Here is a 25,743-nt window from a genome sequence, read left to right on the forward strand (position 1 = left end):
GGGTCACTTCCTCTCTCGGACGGTGCTGCTGGTGGTGTACGTGACCGGGAGCGCCGTCAGCCGACGTTGCAGCGGGTTGGGGCGCCACCGCAGTTCCCCGGGTGCGACGGCCGGCCGCAGGTCGGGCAGTCGGCGGACGAGGGTGCCGACGGCCAGCTCGGTCTCCAGCCGGGCCAGGGGCGCGCCGAGGCAGAAGTGCGGCCCGTGGCCGAAGCCGAGGCGCCGGTGGGCGGGGCGGGCCAGGTCGAGCCGGTCGGGGTCCTCGTGGCGGTCGGGATCGCGGCCCGCCGAGCCGAGGAAGAGATACACGAGGTCGCCGGCGGGCAGGGTGCGCCCGCCCAACGGCACGTCCTCGGCGGCCACCCGGACGATGGCCTGACTGGGCGTGTCGTAGCGGACCATCTCGTCGACGGCCGTCCGGATCAGCTCCGGTTCGGCGCGCAGCCGGGCCAGCTGGTCCGGGTGGCGGAGCAGGGCGAGGACGCCGTTGCCGATGAGGTTCGTCGTGGTCTCGTCGCCCGCGGTGATCAACAGGAAGCACGTCGACAGCAGTTCGTGGTCGGTGAGCCGGTCGCCGCGGGCCTGTGCGGTGACCAGCGCGCTGATCAGGTCGTCGCCGGGCTCGGCGCGCCGCTGCGCGGCCAGCTCGGTCAGGTACGCCTCGAACGCGTCGACGACCCGCTCGGCGCGCTCGATGTCCTCGTGGATACGGCCGAGCCCGCGGAACCACTCCTTGACGCGGTCCCGGTCGGCGTCGGGGATGCCGAACAGCTCGCAGACCACGGTGTGCGGGAGCGGCGAGGCGACCGCGGTGAGCAGGTCGGTCGGCGGCCCCGCGGCGAGCGCGTCGTCGACCAGCCGGTCCACGACCTCCTGGATCCGCTCCCGCAGCTGCTCGATCCGGCGGGCGGTGAACGCCTTGTTGACGAGCCCCCGCAACCGCGCGTGGTCCGGCGGGTCGGTGTTGCTCATGACCCGCCCGAGCCGGGCGGTGAGCCGGCTCAGGTCGCGCATCCGGCCGTCCCGGGCGACCAGCGCCCCCGTCATCCGCTCGCGGTCGTTCGACAACCGCAGGTCGCCCAGGGCCTGTTCGACGTCCGCGTGCCGGGTGACGTACCAGACGCCCTGCGGAGCCCGGTACACCGGGCACTCGGCGCGCATCCGGGCGTAGGTCGGGTAGGGGTCGTGGCGGAACGCGTCCGACTGCAGCGCCGTCGCGAAGTCCCCCACGTCGGTGGTGAGCGTGCTCACGACGTGGCGTCCGTCGCGCTCGCGGCGGCCATCGCCTCCACGAGGCTCTTGGGCCGCATGTCGGTCCAGGCGGCCTCGATGTACGCCAGACAGGCCTCGCGCGTGTCCTCGGGGTGGGCGACGGTCCAGCCGTCGGGGACGTCGGCGAAGACGGGCCACAGCGAGTACTGCGCCTCGTCGTTGACGAGCACGAGGTAGGTGGCGTCCTGGTCCTCGAAGGGGTTGTTCACGACTGGTTCTCCTGGGTGGTGCGGGGGCGGTCGGGCAGGCGCCGCTGGACGTCGGTGACGCGGGCGGCGAGGATCGGGCCGAGCTGCGCGAGGGAGCCCGGCTGGGTCATGCGGTCATGGCGGGCGGTGATGTCGTACGAGTCGATGGAACCGGTTACGTAAGGGCGCCAGACGTCGGCGCCCGGGGAGTCCTGGTCGCGGTCGATGGTGGAGTTGAACAGGAGCATGTCCCCGTCGAACACGGCCGGCCGGAAGGTGAGGGCCAGGCTGGCGTTGTTGATCATGATGGCGACGACGGTCTCGATGTGCCGTTCGGTCAGCCCGGCCAGGGCGCTGCCCCGGCGCCGCAGGACCTCCATGACCTGCTCGTGGGTGAGCTGCTGCGCGCCCACCTCCGCGGGGTCGCAGTCGAGCATGCCGACCAGGACGTCGCGTTCGCTGGGCACGGGCGGCTCGTCGAAGGTGAGATCGGCGACCGGATAGGCGTCGAGGATCGCGAGGAGGGCGGTGCGCTGCCCCTGCCGCTGGAGTTCGGTGGCGACGGCGTGCGCGACGAGCCCGCCCGCCGACCAGCCGAGGAGCAGATAGGGGCCCTCCGGCTGGACCTTGCGGATCTGCTCGGCGTAGTCGGCGGCCATCTCCTCGTAGGAGGTCGGGCGGGGCTCGTCGCGGCCGAGACTGCGGGCCTGGATCGCGTACACGGGGTGGTCGGGCCCGAGATGGTTGAGCAGACCGCTGTAGCACCAGCTGATGCCGCCGCCCGGGTGGACGCAGAACAGCGGGGCGCCCGAGCCTCCCGCGCGCAGCGGCAGCAGGACGTCCAGGGAGTCGTCGGTGTCGCGCAGCGCGAGACGTTCGGCGAGCCCGGCGACGGTCGGCGTCTGGAAGAGGGTGCGCAGTCCGAGCTCGGCGCCCAGGACGTCGCGGACCCGGGCGACGAGACGGGCGGCGAGCAGCGAGTGACCGCCCAGGTCGAAGAACCCGTCGTCGATGCCGACCCGGTGCCGGCCGAGCACCTCGGCGAACAGATCGCACAGCACCTGCTCGTGCGGAGTACGCGGACCGCGCCCGGCGCCGTCGCTGCCCGGCCCGTATGCGGGGGCGGGCAGCGCGGCCCGGTCGAGCTTGCCGTTGACGGTCAGCGGAAGCGCGTCGAGGGCGACGAAGGCGGCGGGGACGAGGTGAGCGGGCAGGTCACGCCGGAGGCGGTCGGCGAGGGCGTGCGGGTCGAAGCAACCGGTTGCGGCCGGTGTCCCGGATGCGGTCGCGGTCGTGGTTTCGGCCGCGGTCGTGGTCGGGGCGCCGTTTCCGGAAGCGGTTTCGACGCCGGTGCTCGGTCCGGGCGGGGCGCCGCCGCCGGGGACGACGTAGGCGACGAGCCGTTTGTCGCCGGGCCGGTCCTCGCGGGCGACGACCGCCGCCTGGGCGACGCCGGGGCAGCGGGCGAGGGCGGCCTCGACCTCGCCGGGCTCGACCCGGAAGCCCCGCAGCTTGACCTGGTCGTCGGCGCGGCCCGCGAACTCCAGGGCGCCGTCGTCGAGCCACCGGGCCAGGTCGCCGGAGCGGTACATCCGGGCCCCGGGCGGACCGTAGGGGTCGGCGGTGAAGCGCTCGGCGGTGGCGGCGGGCCGGCCGGCGTAGCCGCGGGCGACGCCCGTCCCCGCGATGTACAGCTCGCCCACGACGCCGGCCGGGGCGGGGCGCAGCCGGTCGTCGAGGACGTACAGCCGCATGCCGGCCATGGGGCGGCCGAGGGGCACGGAACGGGCGGGGTCGGGCGGGCCGTCCATGCGGTGGTGGGCAGCGAACGTGGTGGTCTCGGTCGGGCCGTAGCCGTTGACGACCCGGATGCCCGGGCAGGCGTCCATCACCCGGGCGACGGCCGTCGCGGACACCACGTCACCGCCGGTCCACACCTCGCGCACCCCGGTGAGCCCGGCGGGCTCCTCCTCGGCGACGACCCGGAACAGTCCGGCCGTCAACCACAGCCCGGTCACCTGCTGTCGGGTGATCGTCGCGCACAACTCCCGTACGTCGAGGCGGCCCGGCGGGGCGACGACGATCCGGCCGCCGGTCAGCAGCGGCGCCCAGAGTTCATAGGTGGACGCGTCGAACGCGGTCGGCGCGTGCAGCAGCACCCGCTCGTGGGCGCCCCAGCACGGCGCGAGGGCGAGCCCGGCCACGTCGGCGTGGGTGACGGCGATCCCCTTGGGACGGCCGGTGGAGCCGGAGGTGTACATCACGTACGCCAACTGGTCGGGGCGGCAGCCTACTTGGGGTGCGTGAGTGCGGGGCTCGGCGGCCAGCAGAGCGGTGAGCACGTCCTCGGTGAGGACGAGGGCGGCGCCGGTCTCGCGGACGACGAGGTCGATGCGGGCGGGCGGGAATCCGGGGTCGAGCGGCACGTATCCGCCGCCCGCCTTGACGACGCCCAGGATCGCCACGACCAGGTCGGCCGAGCGTTCCATGAGCACGGCGACCGGTGTCTCCGCGCCCACACCCTGACCCGCGAGCGCATGAGCGAGACGGTTGGCGCGGGCGTCGAGCTGCGCATAGGTGAGCGTGTCGTCGCCGCTCGCCACGGCCACCGCGTCCGGGGTGGCCCGGACCCGCTCGGCGAACAGTTCCGGCAGGGAGCGGGCCGCGGGCAGCACGGCCCCGGTGTCGTTGTGGCCGACCAGGAGCCGGTGGCGCTCTTCGTCCGACAGCAGGTCGATGCCGCCGACGGGTTCCCCGGGCCGCGCCACGACCGCCTCCAGCAGGCGGACCCAGCGGGCCACGAGGGTGGCCACGGTGGGCGCGTCGAACAGGTCGGTGGCGTACTCGACCGCGCCGACGAGTCCCTCCGGGGCGCCGTCGTCGGCGTACTGCTCGGCGAGGCTGAGGGTGAGGTCGCAGCGGGCGGTCCCGGTCGGCACGGCCACCGGCTCGGTCGTCAGCCCGGCCAGGCCGAAGCCGCCGCCGGGGGCGTTCTGCAGGGCCAGCATCACCTGGAAGAGGGGGTGGTGGGAGAGCGAGCGGGTGGGGTTGAGGACCTCGACGAGGTGCTCGAAGGGCACGTCCTGGTGGGCGTAGGCGGCGAGCGCGGTCTCCCGCACCCGGCCCAGGAGTTCGGTGAAGGTCGGATCCCCGGAGGTGTCCGTGCGCAGCACGAGCGTGTTGACGAAGAACCCGACGAGATCGTCCAGCGCCTGGTCGGTACGTCCGGCCACCGGACTGCCGACGGGAATGTCGCTGCCGGCCCCTAGGCGGCTGAGCAGCGCCGCGAGACCGGCCTGCAGGGCCATGAACATGCTGGCGCCGTGTTCGGCGGCGAAGTCCCGCAAGGCGCGGTGGAGTCGGGCGTCGAGGCGGATCGGCAAGGTGGCGCCGCGCTGCGAGGCGACCGCGGGGCGCGGCCGGTCGGCCGGCAACGGGATCTGCGCCGGCAGGCCCGCCAACATCTGTGTCCAGTAAGCGAGTTGGGCGGCGAGCCGACTGTCTTCGTCGGCCGCTTCGCCGAGCAACTCCCGCTGCCACAGGGCGTAGTCGGCGTACTGCACCGGCAGAGGCGACCAGTCGGGCGTCTCGCCCTCCCTCCGGGCCGTGTAGGCGGTCGCCAGGTCCCGGGACAGCGGTCCCATCGACCAGCCGTCCCCGGCGATGTGATGGACGGCGACCAGCAGGACGTGGTCGTCGGGTGCGAGCGCGAACAGTTCGGCCCGCAGCGGCGGCTCGACGCCGAGGTCGAAGCCGCGCCGGGCGGCGCCGGCGAGCAGCTCCGGCAGCCGCGTCCCGTCGGCCTCGGTGACCGGCAGCTCCGGGCGGACGTCCAGAACGAGCTGGTGGGGTACACCGTCGGTCTCCGGGAACACCGTCCGCAGACTTTCGTGCCGGGCGACGACGTCACCGAGGGCCAGCCGCAGCGCCGTCCGGTCGAGGGGCCCGGTCAGCCGCAGCGCCAGCGGCATGACGTACGTGGCGGCGCTCGGCCCCTCCATCCGGTGCAGGAACCACAGCCGCCGTTGGGCGTACGACAGCGGCACCCGCTCGGGACGCTCCGTGCGGGCGGTGAGCGGGGTCCGGGCCTCCCCGGCCTCGTCGATGCGTTCGGCGAGCAGGGCCGGCGTGGGCGCCTCGAACAGGGCGCGGACGTCGAGTTCGACGCCCAGGGCCGCCCGGACACGGGAGATCAGCCGGGTGCCGAGCAGGGAGTGTCCGCCCAGGTCGAAGAAGCTGCTGTCGACGCCGACCCGGCCCACACCGAGCACCTCGGCGAACAGGTGGGCGAGCAGCTCTTCCTGCGGAGTGCGCGGCTCCCGGCCCGTGCGGCCGCTCCCCCGGCTCTCAGCCGCGGCGGGGGCGGGCAGGGCGGCCCGGTCCAGCTTTCCGCCGGCGGTGAGCGGTAGTTCGTCGAGTACGACGAACTGGGACGGTACGAGGTGTTCGGGTAGCCGTGCGCGTACGAAGTCCCGCAGGTCGCGGACGAGGGAGCCGGGGGTGCGGCCGACGGCGGGCGTGTTGGTGAACACCCCGGTGCGGCGGGCCGGCCGGTACGCCTCGACCGGAGCGTCCGGGTCGTCCGCCCGCGCCGGGTCGACGAGCACGATGTCGAGGGCGTCCGGGGCGTCGGGCGACCAGGTGACGTGCGCCCGGCGGCCCGTGGAAGCCGCCAGTGCGTGCCAGAGCTCGGGGTCGACGGCAAGAGCCGCACCGGAACCGGAACCGGTCCCGGCGCCGGCGTCGTCCCCGTGCACCGCGCGGTCCGCGGCCGCCTCCTCGCTCACGCGGGCGTCGGGCACACCCGTGATCCGCAGGACCGGCGGGTTCTGCGCCGCCACGAGGTCGCGTACGTCGTCCGGCGTGGCCACGGCACGGCCCCAGGCGGCCTCCGTGAAACCGTTCCACTTCCCGGCGGGCCGGGTGTGCAGGGTGACGTCATAGCGGTGGCGGGTGAGCTCGTTGTGGTGCCGGCCGCGCTTGACCTCGACGACGACCGCGCCGATCGCGTCGACCGCGTCAGCCCGCCCCGGGCCCTGCCGCAGGGCGGCGAAGAAGTCGGGATCGACGAGGAGTTCCTCCTCGGTGCGCAGCGCCCGCTCGACGGCCCGGCGAACCTCCACGGGGTCGGTGTCGACGTCCTGGTGCAGTTGGACGGCCGTGGCCAGTGACCGCTGCGACCGCAGGTTGCGCACGTCGCCGATGAACAGGGCGCCGCCGGGCGCGAGGAGCGAGGTCAGCTTCCGGACGACGTCGAGGAGGTATGCGGCGCTGGGGAAGTACTGGACGACCGAGTTGAGCACGATGGTGTCGAACCCGCCGGGCAGGTCGGCGATGTCGTGCGCGGGCCGGGTGCGCAGCACGACCCGCTCCGCCAGCTCCGGGTCCCGGCTCAGCTGCTCGCCGAGGGCGTCGACGGCGGTGGCGGAGAAGTCGGTGGCCCAGTACGTCTCGCAGTCCGGCGCGAGCCGTGCCAGCAGCAGTCCTGTGCCGACGCCGACCTCCAGGACCCGACGGGGCTTCAACGCCCGGATGCGGGCCACGGTGGCGTCCCGCCACTCCCGCATCTCCGCCTCGGGGACGGGAAGTCCGTCGTAACTGCTGTTCCAGCCGGTGAAGTTCTCGCCGAGTGCGGCCTGCGCGGACCTGACCGGCAGGGCGTCGTAGATCTCCCGCCAGCCGGCGATGTGGTCCTGCTCGCGGCCGTGGTCCCGCTCCGGCAGGGACGTGACGGCCGTCTCGGCGGCGGGCACGACATAGCCGACCAGTCGTTCGCCGCGTACGGCCACGACGGCACGTCCGACGGCGGGATGGGCGGTGAGCGCGGCCTCGATCTCGCCGGGCTCGACCCGGAACCCCCGCACCTTCACCTGCTCGTCGGCACGACCGACGAACTCCAACTCCCCATCCCCACGCCACCGCACCACATCACCCGTGCGATACATACGAGCACCACACGCACCGAACGGATCCGCGACGAACCGGGAAGCGGACAGACCCGGCCGGCGCAGATACCCCCGCGCAAGCCCCGCACCCGCCACATACAACTCACCCGGCACCCCCACCGGCACAGGCCGCAACCCCGCATCAAGCACATACACCCGCGCGTTGGCGATCGCCCGCCCGATCGACGGCACACCCCCCGACACCGCCAACGGCCCACTCATCGTCGCGCACACCGTCGTCTCCGTCGGACCGTACGCATTGATCATCCGCCGACCGGAAGCCCACCGCGCCACCAACTCCGGCCCACACGCCTCCCCCGCCACCACCAACGTCGCAACCGACAACTCCTCCACCGCCGCCAACACCGACGGCGGCAACGTCACATGCGTGATGCCCGACGTCAGGCCCGCGAGCGGGTCGTTCGGCGGCGGAAGGACGAGGGTCGCTCCGGTGAGCAGGGCGGTGTACAACTCGGACACGGACGCGTCGAAGCTGGGCGAGGCGAACTGCAGCACCCGGCTGGTCGCGTCGACGGCGAACCGCTCGACCTGCGCGGCCACCAGGTGCGCGATGCCCGCGTGACTGACGACGACGCCCTTGGGGCGGCCGGTCGAGCCGGAGGTGTAGATGACGTAGGCGGGCTGTCGCACGTCCACCGGCACCCCGGGATCGCTCTCCGGCTGACCGGCGGTGAAGTGCAGGTCCCGGACCGTGAGGGACGGTTGAGCGTCGTCGAGCATGTACGCGATGCGCGCCTCGGGATATCCGGGGTCGACGGGCAGGTAGGCGGCGCCCGCCTTCATCGTCCCCAGGATCGCCACGACCAGCTCCACCGAACGCGGCAGCACGAGGGCGACGATCTCCTCCGCGCCCACCCCACTGGCCACGACGGCGTGCGCGAACTGATTCGCGCGCGCGTCGAGTTCGGCGTACGTCAGCTCGGTGTCGCCGGACACCAGGGCCACCGCGTCGGGCGTGGCCCGTACCTGGCGCGCGAAAGCGGTCGGCAGCGGTACCGGATCGACGGGTACGGCGGTGTCGTTGGCGTCGTGCAGCAGGCGACGGCGTTCGTCGGCGGAGAGGAGGTCGATGCGGCCGACGGGCCGAGCGGGGTCGGCGACGACGGCGTGCAGCAGCCGGCTCCAGCGGTCCACGAGGTCGGCCACCGTGGCCCGGTCGTACAGGTCGGTGGCGTACTCGACCGCGCCCGCGATGCCCGCCGGGGAGCCGTCGCCGGCGTGCCGTTCGTACAGGTTGAAGCCGAGGTCGAACTTGGCGGTGCCGGTGGGCACGGTCACGGGCGCGACCCGCAGCCCGGGCAGGTCGAACTCGCCCATCGGCGCGTTCTGCAGGGCGAACATCACCTGGAACAAGGGGTGCTGGGAGAGCGAGCGAGCCGGGTTGATTTCCTCGACGAGGGTCTCGAACGGCAGGTCCTGGTGGGCGTAGGCGCCCAGCGCGTCCTCCCGGACCCGGCGCACGAGCTCCTCGAACGAGGGATCGCCGCAGGTGTCGGTGCGCAGGACGAGCGAGTTGACGAAGAACCCGACGAGGTCGTCGAGGGCCTGGTCGGTGCGGCCGGCGATGGGGCTGCCGACAGGGATGTCGGTGCCCGCGCCGAGGCGGGTGAACAGGGCGGCGAGGGCGGCCCGCAGCACCATGAACAGGCTCGCGCCCGACCGGCGCGCCAGCCGCACCAGTCCGGCGTGCAGTTCGGCGTTCAGCTCGACGAGCAGATGCTCGCCCCGGTAGGAGGCGACGGCCGGCCGAGGTCGGTCGGCGGGCAGCCGGAGCTGCTCCGGAAGGCCGTCCAACCGCTGTTTCCAGTAGGCGAGTTGGGAGGTGAAGACGCTGTCGGGGGCGGCCGGGTCGCCGAGCAGTTCGCGTTGCCAGAGGGTGTAGTCGGCGTACTGGGCGGCCAGCGGCGCCCACTCGGGCTTGTGCCCCACGCTCCGGGCCGCGTACGCCTCGGCGAGGTCGCGGGAGAGCGGCCCCGTGGACCATCCGTCGCCGGCGATGTGGTGCATGACGAGCAGCAGCACGTGCTCGTCCTCCGACAGGACGAACAGGTGGGCGCGGAGCGGGACTTCGACGGACAGGTCGAAGGGACGGCGGGCGGCTTCGGTGAGCGCCTCCGCCAGCCGGGAGACGTCGGTGTGCGTCGCGTGCAGCCGTGGGCGTGCGGTGTCGGCGTCCAGCACCCTCTGGTACGGCGTGCCGTGCGCCTCGGGGAAGACCGTGCGCAGGGTCTCGTGCCGGGCGACGACGTCCGCGAGGGCCTCGGTCAGCGCCCGCTCGTCGAGGCGTCCGGACAGGCGCAGGGCGAGGGGGATGTTGTAGCTCGCGCCGGGGCCGTCCAGCTGCTGGAGGAACCACAGCCGGCGCTGCGCGAACGACAGGGGTGGCCGTTCGGGCCGGTCGGCGGCCGTCAGCGCGGGCCTGGCCCGGTCGGCTCCGTCGAGCGCCGCGGCGAGCCCGGACACGGTGGGCGTCTCGAAGAGGGTGCGGAGGGCGAGTTCGGCGCCGAGCACGGTCCGGACGCGGGAGACGAGCCGGGTGGCGAGCAGGGAATGTCCGCCCAGGTCGAAGAATCCGTCGTCGAGACCGACCCGTTCGACGCCCAGCACCTCGGCGAACAGCCCGGCCAGCAGCTGTTCCCTCGGGGTGCGCGGCGCCCGTCCGGGGGCCTCGGACGCGAGGTCCGGGGTGGGCAGCGCCGCCTTGTCGAGCTTGCCGTTGGGGGTCAGCGGCAGTGCGTCCAGCAGGACGACCGCGCTGGGCACCAGGTGCTCCGGGAGCCGCTCCCGCAGGAACGCGAGCAGTACGGTCGACCGGGGGTCGGCGTCGCGTTCGGCCACGGCATAGCCGACGAGCCGCTCCTGCCGTACGGCCACGACGGCGTGCGCCACGGCGGGATGGGCGGTGAGCGCGGCCTCGATCTCGCCGGGCTCGACCCGGAACCCCCGCACCTTCACCTGCTCGTCGGCACGACCGACGAACTCCAACTCCCCATCCCCACGCCACCGCACCACATCACCCGTGCGATACATACGAGCACCACACGCACCGAACGGATCGGCCACGAACCGGGAAGCGGACAGACCCGGCTGCCGCAGATACCCCCGCGCAAGCCCCGCACCCGCCACATACAACTCACCCGGCACCCCCACCGGCACAGGCTGCAACCCCGCATCAAGCACATACACCCGCGCATTGGCGATCGCCCGCCCGATCGACGGCACACCCCCCGACACCGCCAACGGCCCGCTCATCGTCGCGCACACCGTCGTCTCCGTCGGACCGTACGCATTGATCATCCGCCGACCGGAAGCCCACCGCGCCACCAACTCCGGCCCACACGCCTCCCCCGCCACCACCAACGTCGCAACCGACAACTCCTCCACCGCCGCCAACACCGACGGCGGCAACGTCACATGCGTGATGTCCGACGTCAGGCCGGTCAAAGGAGAATCGGCCGGCGCCAGGACCAGGCGGGCTCCGGTGAGCAGTGCGGCGCACAGGTCCCAGAAGGAGGCGTCGAAGCTCGGCGAGCTGAGCTGGAGTACCCGGCTGGAGTCGTCGAGGCCGAGCCGCTCCGCCTGCGCCGCGACCAGGCTGGGCACGCCACCGTGGGTGACGACGACGCCCTTGGGGCGGCCGGTCGAGCCGGAGGTGTAGATGACGTAGGCGGGCTGCCGTGCGTCCACCGGCACCCCGGGATCCGTCTCCGGCCGACCGACGGCGAATCCCAGGTCGTCGACCACCAGGGCCGGTCGGGCATCCGCCACCATGTGTGCGATGCGCGCCTCGGGATATCCGGGGTCGACGGGCAGATAGGCGGCGCCCGCCTTCATCGTCCCGAGGACCGCCACGACCAGCTCCACCGAACGCGGCAGCACGAGGGCGACGACGTCCTCCGCGCCCACACCGCTGGCCACGACGGCGTGCGCGAACTGGTTGGAACGCGCGTCGAGTTCGGCATAGGTCAGCTCGGTGTCGCCGGACACGACCGCGACCGCGTCCGGGCGGCGGGCCGCCTGCTGCCGGAACAGCTCGGGAAACGTGGTCTCCGGGATCTCGACGGCGTGGTGGTCGTACAGGAGTGCGTGCCGTTCGTCGGCGTCGAGGACGTCGAGGCTGCCGATCGGGCGGTCGGGTGCCGCGACGGCGGCGGTGAGCAGTCGCACCCACCGGTCGAACAGCGCGCGGACGGTGTCCTCGTCGAACAGGTCGGCGCTGTACTCGACGACGGCGTCGAGGCCGTCGGGCGTGCCGTCCGGGCGACGCCGTTCGGTGAGGGCGAAGGCCAGATCGAGCCGGGCGGTACCGGTGCGGACGGGCTGCGGGAAGGTCTCCAGGCCGTCGAGGGCGAAGTCGCCGTCGGGGACGTTCTGGACGGCCAGCAACGTCTGGAACAGCGGATGGTGAGAGAGGGAGCGCGCCGGGTTCAGGGCCTCGACCAGGTGCTCGAAGGGCACGTCCTGGTGGGCGTAGGCCGCGAGGGCGTTCTCCCTCACCCGGCCGAGGAGTTCGGAGAAGGTCGGGTCGCCGGAGGTGTCCGTGCGCAGCACGAGCGTGTTGACGAAGAACCCGACGAGATCGTCCAGCGCCTGGTCGGTGCGGCCGGCGAAGGGGCTGCCGACGGGGATGTCGGTGCCCGCGCCGAGGCGTGTGTAGAGGGCCGCGAGACCGGCTTGGAGCACCATGAACAGGCTGGCGCCGTTACGGCGGGCGAGGCGGGCCAGCGAGCCGTGCAGACCGGCGTCGACGGACGTGGTGAGCAGGCCGCCCCGATGGGTGGCGTCGGCGGGGCGCGGCCGGTCGGCGGGAATGTTGAGGCGGTCGGGCAGACCGGTGAGGGTGTCCGTCCAGTGGGCGAGTTGGCGGGCGTAGGTGCTGTCCGGCACCGACTCGTCGCCGAGCAGGTCGCGCTGCCAGAGCGTGTAGTCGGCGTACTGCACCGGCAGCGGGGCCCAGTGGGGCTCGTGGCCGGCGCGTCGGGCCGCGTAGGCGGTCGCCAGGTCTGTCGACAGCGGGCGCAGGGACCAGCCGTCGGCGGCGATGTGGTGCAGCGCGAGGAGAAGGACGTGTTCGTCCTCGGCCAGCATGAACAGGTGGGCGCGTAGCGGTAGTTGGGTGGCGAGGTCGAAGTCGTGGCGGGCGGCGGCGGTCAGCAGCGCGGGGAGGTCCGCCTCGGCCGCCTCGGTGACCGTGAGGGGGATCCGGGCCTCGGCGGCGGGCAGGATCCGCTGACGCGGTACGCCGTCGGTGTGCGGAAACACGGTGCGCAACGTTTCGTGCCGGGTGACGACGTCCGTGAGCGCCTCGACGAGGGCGGTCCGGTCGAGGGGTCCGCGCAGCCTGAGCGCGAGCGGCATGTGGTAGGTGGCGTTCGCGCCTTCCAGCCGGTTCAGGAACCACAGGCGACGCTGTGCGAACGACAGCGGCAGGGGCGGCGACTGCTCGGTCCGCGGGGCCGGGGTCAGGGCCGGGCGGGCCTCGGCGGCTTCGCCGAGGCGAGCGGCGAGTCCGGCCGGGGTGGGCGCCTCGAACAGGTGGCGCAGCGGCAGTTCCACGCCCAGCGTGGCACGGACGCGGGACACGAGCCGGGTGGCCAGCAGGGAGTGGCCGCCCAGGTCGAAGAAGTCGTCGTCGAGTCCGGCCCGTTCGCGACCCAGCACCTCGGCGAACAGGTCGCAGAGGATCTGCTCCTGCGGGGTGCGCGGCACCCGGCTCCCCCGCGTGTCCGGGGCGGGGTCGGGCAGGGCGGCACGGTCGAGCTTGCCGTGGGGGGTGAGCGGGAGGACGTCCAGGGTGACCACGTGCGACGGGACCATGTAGTCGGGGAGGCGGTCGCGCAGCTGGTCCAGGAGTGCTACGGGTACGACGCTCGCCCCGGCGGCCGGGACGACGTAGGCGACGAGCCTGTCCTCGCGGGAGACGACGGCGGCCCGCGTGACCGTCGGGTGAGCGGTGAGCGCGGCCTCGACCTCGCCGGGTTCGACGCGGAAACCGCGTACCTTGACCTGATGGTCGGCGCGGCCGAGGAACTCCAGCTCGCCGTCCGTACGCCATCGTGCGAGGTCGCCGGTGCGGTACATGCGGGCGCCGGCCGGCCCGTAGGGGTCGGCGACGAAACGTTCGGCAGTGAGTCCGGGCCGGTTCAGATAGCCGCGGGCCAGGCAGGCCCCGGCGAGATACAGCTCGCCGGGGACCCCGGTAGGCACGGGGTGCAGCGCGGCGTCGAGGACGTATGCGCGGGTGTGCTCGACCGGCCGGCCGATGGGCACCGGCAGCAGGCAGTCGCCGAGGTCGGCGGGGAGGGTGTGAGCGGTGACGACGTGGGTCTCCGCCGGGCCGTAGTGGTTGTGCAGTCGCCGACCCGGGATACGGGCGTGGAAACGGCGCAGCGCGTCACCCAGCCGCATCGCCTCGCCGGCCTGCGCGATCGTCCTCAGGTCGGGCAGGTCCCGGCCGTGTTCCTCCGCCGCCTCGGCGAGCGCCTCCAGCACCAGGGTCGGCGCGAACAACTCCTCGACGCGGTGCGTCTCCAGCCAGGCGGTGAGGAGTTCGGCGCTGCGCCGCTGCTCCTCGCTGGGGATCACGAGTGTCTTGCGGTACAGCAGGGCTGACAGCGTTTCCTGCACCGATACGTCGAAGCTGACTGCGGTGAACTGCGCGGTACGGGTGCCGGGGCCGCCGCCGACGGCGCGGTGGTGCCAGTGCAGCAGATTGACCAGCGCGGCCGACGGCATGACGACGGCCTTGGGCCGCCCGGTGGAACCCGAGGTGTAGATGACGTACGCCGGATGACGGCCGTCGATCACGAGGTCGGGGTCGGATGCGGGATCGGTGTGCCCGTCGCCCGCGTCCAGGGCTGCCAGGTCGTCCAGGTCGTCCAGCACGAGAACGGGACGGGCGTCGTCCAGCATGAGCGCGCGGCGCGCGGCCGGAAACTCCGGGTCCACGGGGAGGTACGCGGCGCCGGTCTTCAGGACCGCCAGGATCGCGACGACCAGCTCGGTCGAGCGGGGCAGCACGAGCGCGACGACCGTCTCCGGTCCGACGCCCCGGCCGATCAGTGCGTGCGCCAGCCGATTGGCGAGGGCGTTGAGCTGCGCATACGTCAGAACGGTGTCCTCGACGACGATCGCGGGGGCGTCCGGAGCAGCCCGTACCTGCGCCTGGAACAGCTCGGGAAGGCTTGCGGCGGTCGTGGGCCCGTCCTCGGTCACGCCGAGAAGCCGGTCGTGCTCGTCGTCGAGGAGGACGTCGAAGCGGCCGATCGGCCGGTCCGGGTGGGCGACCGCCTCGTGCAGCAGGCGCGTCCAGCGGGCGAGGACCCGCTCGACGGTGGTGTCGTCGAACAGGTCGGTGGCGTACTCGACGTAGCCGTGGATGCCGGCCGCTTCGCCGGTGCCGCGCTCCACCAGGTGGAACGACAGGTCGAACATGGCCGTGGCGTGGTGCACGGGCAGGATCTCGGAGTGCAGGCCCGGCAGGTCGAAGTCGCCGCGCGGCACGTTCTGCAGTGCGAGCAGCACCTGGAACAGCGGCTGGCGGGACAGCGACCGGGCCGGGTTGAGCGCCTCGACCAGGTGGTCGAAGGGCAGCTCCTGGTGCGCGTACGCGCCGAGAGCCGACTCCCGTACCCGGCCGAGGAGTTCGGAGAAGGTCGGGTCGCCGGAGGTGTCCGTGCGCAGCACGAGCGTGTTGACGAAGAACCCGACGAGATCGTCCAGGGCCTCGTCGGTGCGCCCGGCGATGAGGCTGCCGACCGGGATGTCGTCGCCGGCGCCCAGCTTCTTCAGCAGCGCGGCGAGTGCGGCCTGAAGCACCATGAACAGGCTGGCGCCGTGCTGTCGGGCCAGGCCGAGGAGTCCGGCGTGCAGATCGGCGTCGAGGGCGACGGGCAGATGGCGGCCCTGGAAGGACGGGGTCGCCGGACGCGGCCGGTCGGTGGGCAGCTGGATCTGCTCGGGCAGACCGCTCAGCGTGCTCGTCCAGTGAGCGGCCTGGCGCGCGAACAGGCTCCTGGGGTCGGCCGGTTCACCGAGCAGCTCACGCTGCCAGAGCGTGTAGTCGGCGTACTGCACCGGCAGCGGCGCCCAGTCCGGCTCCCGCCCCGCGCAGCGCGCGGCGTACGCGGCGGCCAGGTCCCTCGACAGCGGACCCAGCGACCAGCCGTCGCCCGCGATGTGGTGCACGACGACGAGCAGCACGTGCCGGTCGGGGCCTGTGGTGAACAGCTCGGCACGCAGGGGCAGTTCAACGGCGAGGTCAAAGCTCCGTCGTACGGAACGGTCGATCAGCCCGGGCAGTTCGGCCTCGTCGATGTCGGCGGCCTCGTCGATGTCGGCGGTCTTGACGGTGTCGTCGGTCTTGACGGTGTCGGCGATCCCAGTGAGAAGCAGGTTCCGGCCGGCCTCTTCGGGGTCCAGGACACGCTGGTAGGGCACTCCGTCCACGGACGTCGGGTAGAGGGTACGCAGGACCTCGTGCCGGGTCATCACGTCGGCGAGGGCCTGGCCCAGGGCATGCCGGTCGAGCGGGCCGTCCAATCGCCAGGCGAGCGGAATGTGGTAGGCGGGGCTGCTGCCGTCGAGTTGGTGCAGGAACCACAGACGGTGCTGCGCGGACGACAGCGGAATCCGCTCCGGCCTCGGGGCCGACGCCAGCGCGGGCCGCGCCTCCCCGGCCCCGCTCAGCCCCTCCGCCAGCCCGGCCACGGTCGGCGTCTCGAAGAGGGCACGTAGTTCGAGTTCGGCACCCAGCGCGGCGCGGACGCGGGCGACGAGCCGGGTGGCGAGCAGGGAGTGACCGCCCAGGTCGAAGAAGTCGTCGTCCAGGCCGACGCGTTCGACACCGAGTACTTCCCCGAACAGTTCGGCGAGCACCTGCTCCTGGGGAGTGCGCGGCGCTCGTCCGGCTGCGGCGGGCGTGAACTCCGGTTCGGGCAGGCCCTTCCGGTCCAGCTTTCCGTTGACGGTCAAAGGCAGCGCGTCCAGCGCGACGAACGCCGCCGGCACCATGAACTCGGGCAGCCGGTCCCGCACATACCCCCGCAGAAGGTCCGAGTCGACCGCCCCGGTGCCGGCAGGGACGACGTACGCGACGAGCCGGGTGTCGTCGGCACGGTCCTGACGCGCCACGACGGTGACGTCACCCACCTCGGGATGGCCTGCCAACGCGGCTTCGATCTCGCCGAGTTCGATGCGGAAGCCCCGCACCTTGACCTGGTCGTCGGCACGCCCCGCGTACTCCAGCGAGCCATCGCCCCGCAGGCGGACCAGGTCACCCGTGCGGTACATCCGGGTGCCGGCCGGCCCGTAGGGGTCGGCGACGAAGCGCTCGGCGGTCAGGGCGGGCCGGTTGAGATAACCCCGGGCGAGCCCGGCACCGGCGACATACAACTCCCCCACCACGCCGGCCGGTACGGGACGCAGCCATCGGTCGAGCACATACGTCCGCAGATCGGGGATCCGCGTACCGATCACGCCGGACGGGTCGTCGACGCACGAGGAGTCGAGGGCGGTGTGGGTGACGTGGACGGTGGTCTCGGTGATGCCGTACATGTTCACCAGCACGGGAGCATCGTCCGCGTGCCGCGTGTACCAGTCCGAAAGCCGAGCGGGTTCGAGCGCCTCCCCGCCGAACACCACCGTACGCAACGCCAGTCGAGTGCCCGGACTCTCCCGATCGGCCTGCATCAACTGGTAGAACGCCGACGGCGTCTGACTGAGAACCGTCACCCGTTCCCTCGCCAACAGCCCCAGCAACGCCTCCGGAGACCTCGACGTCTCGAACGGCACCACCACCAACCGACCGCCATGCAACAGCGGACCCCACAACTCCCACACCGAGAAATCGAACGCATAGGAGTGGAACAACGTCCACACGTCACCCGACCCGAACTCGAACCACGCCCGCGTCGCCGAGAACAACCGCACCACATTCCCATGCGGAACAACCACACCCTTCGGACGCCCCGTCGAACCCGACGTGTAGATCACATACGCCGGATGCCGCCAGTCCACCGACACACCGGGGTCGACATCCGAGACACCCTCCGACTCCAACGCCGCCACGTCATCCACCGTCAACACCGGCTGGGCGTCGGCGACCATGAACTCCCGCCGCGCAGCCGGATAGTCCGGATCGAGCGGCAGATAAGCAGCCCCCGCCTTCAACACACCAAGAACCGCCACCACCAAATCCACCGAACGCGGCAACGCCAACGCGACGACGTCCTCGACACCCACCCCACGCCCGACCAACGCATGCGCAACCCGATTCGCCCGCCGATTCAACTCCCCGTACGACAACGCCACTTCACCCGACACCACCGCCACCGCACCCGGCGCCTCCCGCACCCGCGCCTCGAACAACCCCACCAGGCTGTCCTCCACGACGGACGGAACGGCGGAGGAAAGCGACAGTCGCCTCTCCGCCTCCGCCAGGACGTCGAAGTCGCTGAGCCTGCGGTGCGGTTCGGCGACCGCCGTGGTCAGCAGACGTACCCAGCGGTCGCACATGGCCTGGACCGTCTCGGGGTCGTAGAGGTCGCCTGCGAACTCGACGAAGCCGTCGATGCCCTGGGGGGCTCCGTCGTCCGTGTGCCGTTCGGACATGGAGAAGATCAGGTCGAGCTTGGACGTGGTGGTGGTGAGCTGGACGCTGCTGGTGCGCAGGCCTGGCGGGGCGAAATCGACGCCGGGTGCGTTCTGCAGGACGAGCATCACCTGGAACAACGGGTGGTGCGCCAGGGAGCGGGCCGGGTTGAGCGCCTCCACGAGGTACTCGAAGGGCAGGTCCTGGTGCGCGTAGGCGGCCAGTGCCACGTCCCGGACCCGGTCGAGGAGTTCGGTGAAGGTCGGGTTGCCGGAGGTGTCGGTGCGAAAGACGAGGGTGTTGACGAAGTAGCCGATCAGGTCGTCGAGGGCCTGGTCGGTGCGTCCGGCGATGAGGCTGCCGACCGGGATGTCGTCGCCGGCGCCGAGCTTGTTCAGCAGCGCGGCGAGTCCGGCCTGGAGCACCATGAACAGACTGGTGCCCTGGTTGCGCGCCAACTCCCGTAGATCGCGGTGGAGTTCGGTGTCCAGCCGGACCCGGACGAAGCCACCCTGGTGGGAGGCGACGGCCGGTCGGGGCCGGTCGGTGGGCAGTTGGATCTGCTCGGGCAGACCGCTCAGTGTGCTCGTCCAGTGGGCGGCCTGACGCGCGAACAGGCTGTCGGGATCGGTGGCGTCGCCGAGCAGCCGGTGCTGCCAGAGCGTGTAGTCGGCGTACTGCACGGGCAACGGCGCCCAGTCGGGCTCCGCGCCCCGGCAGCGGGCCGCGTAGGCGTCGGCGAGGTTGTGCGCCAGCGGGCCGAGGGACCAGCCGTCGCCCGCGATGTGGTGGATGACCAGCAGGAGCACGTGCTCGTCCGTGCCGAGCGCGAACAGCTCCGCGTACAGGGACAGGTCGACGGCCAGGTCGAAGGGACGGCGCAGCGCCTCGGCCAGTACTTCGTCCAGGTCCGCCTCGGTCGTCTCCCGCACCCTCAGTCGCAGCCGGGCCTCCTCCGCCGACTCCGCGAGGATCCTCTGGTACGGGGTGCCGTCGATCTGCGGATACAGCGTGCGCAGACTCTCGTGGCGGCCCAGGACGTCGGCGAAGGCCTGTTCCAGGGCGGCGCGGTCGAGCGGGCCGGCCAGCCGCCAGGCGAGCGGAATGTTGTAGTTGGCGCTCGCGCCCTCCAACTGGTGCAGGAACCACAGTCGGCGCTGAGCGAACGACAGCGGGACCAGGTCGGGCCGGTCCTCCTGCGGCGTGAGGGCGAGCCGGGCCTGTCCGGCGCCCGCCAGGCTCGCGGCGAGCCCCGCCGGAGTCGGGACCTCGAACAAGGTGCGCAGCTCCAACTCCACGCCCAGGGTGGCCCGGACGCGGGCGACGAGCCGGGTGGCCAGCAGGGAGTGACCGCCCAGATCGAAGAAGCCGTCGTCCACGCCGACCTCGGCGACACCGAGGATCTCGGCGAACAGCTCGCACAGGATCTGCTCCTGCGGGGTGCGTGGCGCCCGGCCCGCGCCCAGACCGCCGCCGACCTGCGGTTCGGGCAGCGCCCGCCGGTCGAGCTTTCCGTTGACGGTCAGCGGCAGCGCCTCCAGCACGACGAAGGCGGCCGGGATCATGTACTCCGGGAGGCGTTCACGGAGGTGTTCACGAAGGGTGGCCGCGTGCGCCGTGCTGCCGGGCGTGGGGACGACGTAGGCGACGAGCCGGGTGTCGTCGGCACGGTCCTGACGCGCCACGACGGTGACGTCACCCACCTCGGGATGGGCTGCCAACGCCGTTTCGATCTCCCCGAGTTCGATCCGGAAACCGCGCACCTTGACCTGGTCGTCCGCGCGTCCGACGAACTCGAGCACGCCTGAGGAGTTGCGGCGTACGACGTCACCGGTGCGGTACATGCGCGCGCCGGGCGGGCCATAGGGGTCGGCGACGAAGCGGGACGCGGACAGCGCGGGCCGGTTGAGATAGCCGCGGGCGAGCCCGGCCCCGGCCACGTACAACTCCCCTGCCACACCTGTCGGTACGGGACACAGGTGGTCGTCGAGCACGTGGACGCGCAGGTCGGGAATCGCCGTCCCGATCGCACTCGCGGCACCGACGACCGCGCTGTCCCGGGTGAGGGCGGTGTGGGTGACGTGGACGGTGGTCTCGGTGATGCCGTACATGTTCACCAGCACGGGAGCATCGTCCGCGTGCCGCGTGTACCAGTCCGAAAGCCGGGCGGGTTCGAGCGCCTCCCCGCCGAACACCACCGTACGCAACGCCAGTCGAGTGCCCGGACTCTCCCGATCGGCCTGCATCAACTGGTAGAACGCCGACGGCGTCTGACTGAGAACCGTCACCCGTTCCCTCGCCAACAGCCCCAGCAACGCCTCCGGAGACCTCGACGTCTCGAACGGCACCACCACCAACCGACCGCCATGCAACAGCGGACCCCACAACTCCCACACCGAGAAATCGAACGCATAGGAGTGGAACAACGTCCACACGTCACCCGACCCGAACTCGAACCACGCCCGCGTCGCCGCAAACAACCGCACCACATTCCCATGCGGAACAACCACACCCTTCGGACGCCCCGTCGAACCCGACGTGTAGATCACATACGCCGGATGCCGCCAGTCCACCGACACACCGGGGTCGACATCCGAGACACCCTCCGACTCCAACGCCGCCACGTCATCCACCGTCAACACCGGCTGGGCGTCGGCGACCATGAACTCCCGCCGCGCAGCCGGATAGTCCGGATCGAGCGGCAGATAAGCAGCCCCCGCCTTCAACACACCAAGAACCGCCACCACCAACTCCACCGAACGCGGCAACGCCAACGCGACGACGTCCTCGACACCCACCCCACGCCCGACCAACGCATGCGCAACCCGATTCGCCCGCCGATTCAACTCCCCGTACGACAAAGCCACTTCACCCGACACCACCGCCACCGCACCCGGCGCCTCCCGCACCCGCGCCTCGAACAACCCCACCAGGCTGCCGTCGGTCATCGGCACGTCGACGCTGGTGGACGCGGGCAGCAGCAGCTCGCGCTCCGCATCGGTCAGGACGTCGAACCGGCTGAGCCTGCGCCGCGGTTCGGCGACTGCCGTGGTCAGCAGGCGGGTCCAGCGGACGACCATCGTCTCGACCGTCTCCCGGTCGAACAGATCGGTGCTGTACTCCACGGCGCCGACCAGGCCCGCCGGGGCGCCGTCGGGGTGGGTGCGTTCGGCCAGGTTGAAGGTGAGGTCGCACTTTGCGGTGCGGGTGGAGACCAGGTTCGTCGTGACGTGCAGGCCGGGCAGGTCGAACGCGCCGAGCGGGGCGTTCTGCAGGGCGAGCATGGTCTGGAACAACGGGTGGTGGGCGAGGGAGCGCGTCGGGTTGAGCTCCTCCACCAGATGCTCGAAGGGCAGGTCCTGGTGGGCGTAGGCGGCCAGGGCGTTGCGCCGGACCCGGTCGAGGAGTTCGGCGAACGTGGGGTCGCCGGAGAGGTCGGTGCGCAGGACGAGCGTGTTGACGAAGAAGCCGACCATGTCGTCGGCGGCCTCGTCGGTGCGGCCGGCGACGGGTGCGCCGACGGGGATGTCGGCGCCCGCCCCGAGCTTGCCGAGCAGAGCGGCCAGACCCGCTTGGAGCACCATGAACAGGGTGGCCCCGTGGGCGCCGGCGAACTCTCGCAGCCGGCGGTGGAGTTCGGCGTCCAGGCGCAGGGGGAGCTGCTCGCCGCGGTAGGTCGTCGCGGCCGGGCGGGGCCGGTCGAAGGGCAGGTCCAGCCGCTCGGGAAGCTCGGCCAAGTTGTCTGCCCAGAAGGCGAGTTGGCGGGCGGAGAGGCTGTCGGGGTCGGCGGCGTCGCCGAGAAGGTCGCGCTGCCAGAGGGTGTAGTCGGCGTACTGCACGGGCAGCGGCGCCCAGTCGGGCTGCTCGCCCCGGCAGCGGGCCGCGTAGGCGCGGGTGACGTCGTCGGCCAGGGCGGACAGGGACCACCCGTCGCTGACGATGTGGTGGACGACGAGGAGGAGCACGTGCTCGTCCGGCGCGAGCACGAACAGCTCGGTGTGGACGGGTGGTTCGGCGGCCAGGTCGAAGGGGCGGCGCGCTGCGGCGGTGAGCCGGTCGGGGAGGTCGTCCTCGGTGGCGGGGGTGACGGTCGGGCGGGGCGCGGCCCGGTCGGCGTCCAGGACGCGCTGGAAGGGTACGCCGCGTTCGTCGGGGAAGACCGTGCGCAGGCTCTCGTGCCGCGTGACGACGTCCCGCAGGGCCGCTTCGAGGGCGGTCCGGTCGAGAGCGCCGGACAGGCGCAGGGCGAGTGGGATGTGGTACGTGACGCCGGTGCCCTCGATGCGCTGCAGGAACCACAGGCGGCGCTGAGCGGACGACAGCGGCACGGCGTCCGGCCGCTCGTAGGGGCGCAGCGCGGGGCGGGCGGAACAGCTGGTCGCGGGCGTGGCCGTGGCGTCCAGGGCGGTGGCGACGCCGGCGGGGGTCGGGGCGTCGAAGAGGTCGCCGAGCCTCAGGTCGGTGTCGAGGGCCGCGCGGATCCGGGCCAGGAGGCGCATGGCCAGCAGCGAGTGACCGCCGAGGGCGAAGAAGTCGTCGTCGACGCCGACGTGCGGGACGCCGAGGACGTCGGCGAAGAGTCCGCACAGCAGTTCCTCGAAGGCGGTGCGCGGGGCTCGGCTCTCCCCGGCGTCCGGGACGGCGGGAGCGGGCAGTGCCTGCCGGTCGAGTTTGCCGGTGGGGGTGAGCGGCAGCGCGTCGAGCCCGACGAACGCGGCCGGGATCATGTGCTCGGGGAGACGCTCGCGGAGGTGGGCGCGGAGTTCGTCCGACTGCGGCGGGGTGCTGCCCGGCTCGGCGACGACGTAGGCGACCAGACGGGAACCGCTGCCGTCGCCCCTGTCGCTGTCAGTTCCGTCCACGCGGGCCACGACCGAGGTGTGGGCCACGGCCGGGTGGCCGCTCAACTGCGCCTCGATCTCGGCGGGTTCGACCCTGAAGCCCCGGATCTTGACCTGGTCGTCGGCGCGGCCCAGGTATTCGAGAACGTCCTGCGAGGTGCGTCGGACGAGGTCGCCGGTGCGGTACATGCGCGTACCGGGCGTGCCGTAGGGATCGGCGATGAAGCGCTCGGCGGTGAGTCCGGGCCGGTTCAGGTAGCCGCGGGCCAGGCCGGCGCCGGCGATGTACAGCTCGCCGGGCGCTCCGTCGGGAACCGGTTGCAGAGCACTGTCGAGGATGCGGGCGCGGCAACCGGTCACCGGGTTGCCGATCGCGGGGCGGGGGGTTGTGTCCAGGGAAGCGGTCACCGCGTCGACGGTGCACTCGGTGGGGCCGTAGAAGTTGTGAACCCGTACGCCGTCGGCTGCGCGCAACTCTTGCCACAGGCGCTCCGGCACGGCCTCGCCCCCGGCGACGATCACGGACGGGCGCCACCGCTCCCCGCCGCCGAGCAGGCCGTGGTCGAGCAGAACCCGCAGGTACGACGGTGTGGCGTTGACGAAGTCGAGGCGGTGGCGGGCGAGATGGGCGAGGAAGGCTTCCGGGTCGGCCCAGGTGTTGCGGTCGAGGACGTGCAGTTCATGCCCGGCGAACAGACAGGCGAGCTGGTCCCAGGAGGCGTCGAAGGAGAGGGAGGTGGTCAGCGCCACCCTCATCCGGTCGTCCGAGGTCGGGTACAGCGCGCCGAGTTGGTGGAGTACCAGGTTCGTCACCGCCGCGTGGGTGGCCACGACGCCCTTGGGGCGTCCGGTGGAACCCGAGGTGTGGATGACGTACGCCGGATGGCGCGGGTCGCGGTCCGCGTGCGGGGCGGTCGGCGGCGCGGCGGCGAGGCGCGCGGCCGTGTCGGGGGCGTCCAGGACGACGATCTCGGCGGTCACGTCGTGCGGCAGCCGGGGCCGGGTGGCGCCGTCGGTCACCAGGACGGCGGGGCGGGTGTCGTCGAGGAGGTCGGCAAGGCGGGCGGAGGGATGGTCCGGGTCGAGGGGGACGTACGCCGCGCCGGTCTTCAGGACCGCCAGGACGCAGACGACCAGCTCGGCAGAGCGCGGCAGCGCGAGCGCGACCAGGCGCTCCGGTCCGACGCCGTGCGCGGCGAGAAGCCGGGCGAGGCGGTTGGCGCGGCCGTCGAGCTCGCCGTAGGTGAGGGTGGCGCCGGAGGCGACGACGGCGACGGCGTCCGGAGTGCGGCCGGCCTGCCGTTCGAAGAGGTCGGCGAGGTGGGTGGGCGGCGCCGGCGTCGAGGCCGGTTCGTCGACCGCCGACGTCAGGGTCGGCGCCGACATGGGCGTCGCCACCGGCATGGGCGTCGGCACCGGCATGGGCGTCGCCACCGGCATGGGCATGGGCATGGGCCTGGGCAAGCGAACGCGGCCGACGGGACAGTCGTCGTCCGTGTCGGCGAGGCTCTCCAGGAGGCTCGTCAGGCCGTGTCGGTGGGCGCGGCGTTCGTCGTCGTCCCATGCGTCGGCTGCGGCCTGGAGCTTGAGGTGCGGTCCGTTGCCGTCCTTACGGTCCAGCGACCAGACGGCGAATTCGGCGGCGGGGCCCTCGGCGAGGCTGTGCGCGGTCGCTTCCAGGCCGGCGAAGCGCAGGTCGCTGTCGAAGGACATGATGTTGACGACCGCGGAGCAGGCCGATCCCGGTGCGCCGGGCAGGCCCAGGTCGCGGTGCATGTCCTCGCCGCGGTAGCGCTGGTGCCGCACCGCCGCCCGGACCTCGGCGTCGACCTGCCCGAGCAGCCCCGACCAGGACGTCTCCGGTCGTACGGTCAGCCTCAGCGGCACCATGTTGGAGACCACGCCCGGGGTCGCCGCCAGGACCGGGTCGCCGTGGCCGCGGCCGGTGACGGGAAGGCCGAGGAGGAGGTCGTGCGCGCCGGTGTGGCGCTGCACGTACAGCGCGGTGGCGGCGATCAGGACGCGCGACCAGCGCACTCCGGCGCGCGCGGCCAGCGTGCTCAGGGCGCGGCGTACGGGTTCGGCGGGCAGCGGGGTGTGCCTCGAGCGGGCGGCGAGGTGGCCCGCGGACCGGCCGATGCGGGCGGGTTCGGGGAGGTCGGCGAGGCGCTCGGTCCAGTACGCGCGGTCGGCGGTGAAGCGTTCGGAGGTGCGGTAGTCGGCGTCGCGGTCCACCACGGAGCGCAGCGGCGGGAACGGTGTCGGCTCCGGCGTGCGCCCCTCGGCGAGCGCCGTGTGGACGGCCGCGACCCGGCGGGCGAACAGGGCGTATCCGAGGCCGTCGGAGAGGAGGTGGTGGTAGCTGTGGTACCAGAGGTGGTGGTCGTCCGACAGCTTGATGACGGCCTGGCTGAAGAGGCGGTCCCGGGTGAGGTCGAGGGGCCGCAGACGGTCGGCGGCCATCCACTCCAGGGCGGCGGCGTGCGGGTCGTCCCGCGTGCTCAGGTCGAGGTGGCGGGGGCCGCAGTCCCTCGGCTCCCGCATGATCTGCCGCGGTCCGTCAGTGCCGTCGGCGCCGTCCGTGCCCTCGGTGAAGGCGACGTGCAGGGCCTCGTTCTCGGTGACGGCCTGGCGCAGTGCGGCGGTGAGCAGGTCGGTGTCGACGGGGCCGGGGAGGTCCACGTACTCGCCGATGCGGTAGTTGGGGATCAGCCCGTCCGTGCGCTGTTCGGCGAGCCAGAGTTCGCGCTGAGCCGCCGTCAGGGGCAGGGCGACGTCATCGCGAGCAGACATGGGGGTACCTCCAGGGATGCTGAGTGGAGCTGGAGCCGCCACCCGGGGGACGCGGGTGCAGGCGCAGACGCGAAGGCTGCCGAAAGGACGGG

3 protein-coding genes are annotated in these 25,743 nt (G+C 72.6%); all 3 read right to left on the minus strand.

Going from position 1 to position 25,743, the window contains the following annotated elements:
• Window positions 1–3: 3 nt before the first annotated feature.
• From ACIBAF_RS24615 to ACIBAF_RS24625, 3 genes are read right to left on the minus strand one after another with little or no spacing between them, the layout of a single operon-like run.
• Window positions 4–1,251, minus strand: a complete 1,248-nt coding sequence (locus ACIBAF_RS24615; protein ID WP_399465660.1) for a cytochrome P450 — start codon at window positions 1,249–1,251, stop codon at window positions 4–6.
• Window positions 1,248–1,481, minus strand: a complete 234-nt coding sequence (locus ACIBAF_RS24620; RefSeq protein ID WP_399465663.1) for an MbtH family protein — start codon at window positions 1,479–1,481, stop codon at window positions 1,248–1,250. Before ACIBAF_RS24620 ends, ACIBAF_RS24615 begins: the two co-directional genes overlap by 4 nt.
• A complete protein-coding gene (locus ACIBAF_RS24625; protein ID WP_399465665.1) occupies window positions 1,478–25,651 on the minus strand; it encodes a non-ribosomal peptide synthase/polyketide synthase in 24,174 nt (8,057 codons plus the stop codon). Before ACIBAF_RS24625 ends, ACIBAF_RS24620 begins: the two co-directional genes overlap by 4 nt.
• Between the last annotated feature and the right edge of the window lie 92 nt (window positions 25,652–25,743).

This window comes from Streptomyces sp. NPDC051677 (genome assembly GCF_044453465.1).
Lineage (GTDB): Bacteria > Actinomycetota > Actinomycetes > Streptomycetales > Streptomycetaceae > Streptomyces.

What these genes read in the sequence shown, in the direction of transcription:
- ACIBAF_RS24625 (WP_399465665.1), bottom strand. Translation starts at nt 25,651, where the DNA reads ATGTCTGCTCGCGATGACGTCGCCCTGCCCCTGACGGCGGCTCAGCGC.